General features: G+C 68.0%; 3 protein-coding genes and 1 pseudogene. All 4 read right to left on the reverse strand.

All coding sequences use genetic code 11. The annotated features are described in order from the left end of the window. Positions 1-448: pseudogene (locus AC5RWT_RS36540) on the reverse strand (cysteine--tRNA ligase); the annotation flags it as partial. A gap of 134 nt (positions 449-582) precedes the next feature. Next, the gene (ispF, locus tag AC5RWT_RS36545; protein ID WP_494084484.1) at positions 583-1,083 is read right to left on the reverse strand and encodes a 2-C-methyl-D-erythritol 2,4-cyclodiphosphate synthase; all 501 of its coding nucleotides are present in this window, start codon (positions 1,081-1,083) and stop codon (positions 583-585) included. A 45-nt stretch (positions 1,084-1,128) separates the two neighbouring features. Continuing rightward, positions 1,129-1,908, reverse strand: a complete 780-nt coding sequence (gene ispD, locus AC5RWT_RS36550; protein WP_494084485.1) for a 2-C-methyl-D-erythritol 4-phosphate cytidylyltransferase — start codon at positions 1,906-1,908, stop codon at positions 1,129-1,131. 134 nt (positions 1,909-2,042) lie between these two features. Further along, positions 2,043-2,503 (reverse strand): CarD family transcriptional regulator (locus AC5RWT_RS36555; protein WP_494084486.1); only part of this gene is annotated, 461 nt, incomplete at its 5' end.

The raw sequence follows: 2,503 nt of genomic DNA on the forward strand, positions 1-2,503 counted from the left end.
AGGCATGGCCGCGGTCGATCAGCTGCTGGATCAACCGGTGCATCTCCGGGATGTGGCCGGTAGCGCGCGGTTCGTAGGTGGGCCGTTCCACGCCCAGAATGTCGTAGGCCTTGGCGAATTCCTGCTCGTAGCGGTAAGCCAGCGCCCACCACGGCTCGTTCGGCACCGGCACCGTCGGGTCTTCGGCCGCATCCGGGCGGAAGGAATCGGCTGACTTGACCAGGATCTTGTCGTCAATGTCCGTCACGTTGCGCACCACCGTGACGTCGTAGCCGCTGTAGCGCAGCCAGCGGGTGAGCTGGTCGAACGCAATGGCCGAGCGGATATGGCCGACGTGCGGATCGCCCTGCACCGTGGCGCCGCAGTAGTAGAGCCCCACCTTGCCCGGGGCCAGCGGGACGAAGTCGCGTACTTGCGCAGTGGCGGTGTCATAGAATCTCAGGCTCACCGCTCTAGCCTAGCTGCGGCCGCCGTGCCGGTGCGAACGGCGGTCCCTGTGCCGTGCGCTCCTTTTCGGGCAACAACTCCGCTTTGCTCGGCGGCGCAGACGCCCCAGCGGAGCGGCACGAGGCCGTCCCTCTCCTAGCGCAGGGGAACGACGACGGCGGTGGCCACCGCCGCGATGCCCTCGCCGCGCCCGGTGAAACCCAGCCCGTCACTGGTGGTCGCCGAAACGCTGACCGGCGCACCGGCCGCCGCGGTCAACACCGCCTCGGATTCGGACCGACGCGGTCCGAACTTGGGCCGGTTGCAGACCAACTGGACCGCGATGTTGCCGATCTCGAATCCTGCTTCGCGCACAATCCGCGCCGCCTCGGAGAGCAGCCGAACACCGGAAGCGCCCGCGTACTCCGGACGGTCGGTGCCGAAATGGGTGCCGAGGTCTCCCACCCCGGCGGCGGAGAACAAGGCGTCCGCGGCGGCATGTGCGGCAGCATCGCCGTCGGAATGGCCGGCCAGGCCTCGCTCCCCCTCCCACAGCAGCCCGCCCAGCCACAACGGCTGGGGCTCGGAGTCCAGGGCGAAAGCGTGCACATCCACACCGATTCCGGTGCGCGGGACGGGATACGGAAATTCGGGCACGGTCAGCCTTTCACGAGGCGTTGGGGTTCACGAGGCGTTGGGGGTTCACAAAGCGTTCGGGTTCATGAGGCGTTGGGGCTGGTCGGCGGCCAGCAGCGCCTCGGCCACGGCCACGTCCAGCGGGGTGGTGATTTTCAGCGCCTGCGCGGAGCCGGGCACCAGCATTACGTCGATGCCGTGGCGCTCCATCAACAGGGCCTCGTCGGTGATGCCGGCGGCCTCTTCCGGGTCCATGCCGGCCAGGCTCCGGTGCGCCCAGGCCAGCGTCGGGGCGTCGAAACCCTGCGGCGTCTGCACCGCACGCAACGGCGTTCGGTCCATAGTCGCCGCCACCTTTTCCGGTGCAATGCCTGCGTCGACGCCGGTGTTGGGCACCGCCGCCTTGATGGTATCCACCACCGGCACCGCGGGAACGACGGCGCGGGCGCCGGCTGCCAGCGCGGCCGCGACCCGCTCAAATACCTCGGGCGGAGTAAGCGCCCGGGCTGCATCGTGCACCAGGACCCTGGCCACGCCTTCGCCCAGCCCGCTGAACGCAGCGGCGACGGAGGCAGCCCGGGAGGCACCGCCGTCGACCGTGGAGATTGCCGTGCCCGGATGCTGCGCGGCAAAGCCGGCACAGACCTGCCGCAGCACGGTATCGCCGGCAGGGACGGCAACGCAGATCCGTGAGGCAATCCCGGCGGCCAGCACGCCGCGGAGGGCGTGGGCGAGGATCGGTTCGCCGGCCAGCGGAACCTGCGCCTTGGGCAGGCCGTAGCCGAGGCGGGTGCCGGAACCGGCCGCCACAATGATCACGCCCACCGGCGTGCTTGCTGCGCTCATCCCTTTAGCCTAATAGGCTGCGGCGGGCTGGCCGGGACGTGTAAAAAGCGCCCGGCATCAGCGGGGGCCTGCGCGTCCGGGCATGAAAAAAGCGGCCGGCACCCCGTGAAGGACGCCAGCCGCTTGATGCACAATCAGGAGGCGAGGACCTCGTCGAGCACCTCGGCTGCCTTGTCCTCGTCGGTCTTCTCTGCCAGTGCGAGTTCGGAAATCAGGATCTGGCGCGCCTTCGCCAGCATCCGCTTTTCGCCCGCAGAGAGTCCGCGGTCGTGGTCCCGGCGCCACAGGTCACGGACAACTTCCGCCACCTTGATGACATCGCCGGAGGCCAGCTTCTCCAGGTTCGCCTTGTAGCGGCGGGACCAGTTGGTCGGTTCTTCGGTGAACTCGGCACGGAGCACATCGAACACATGCTCGAGGCCTTCCTTGCCCACCACATCGCGGACACCGACCAGGTCCACATTCTCCGCCGGAACCTCAATAGTCAGATCGCCCTGCGCAACCCGGAGCTTGAGATACATCTTCTCTTCACCCTTGATGGTGCGCATTTTGATCTCTTCGATCTTTGCGGCACCGTGGTGAGGGTAAACAACCG

The organism is Arthrobacter sp. Dra40 (assembly GCF_059091905.1).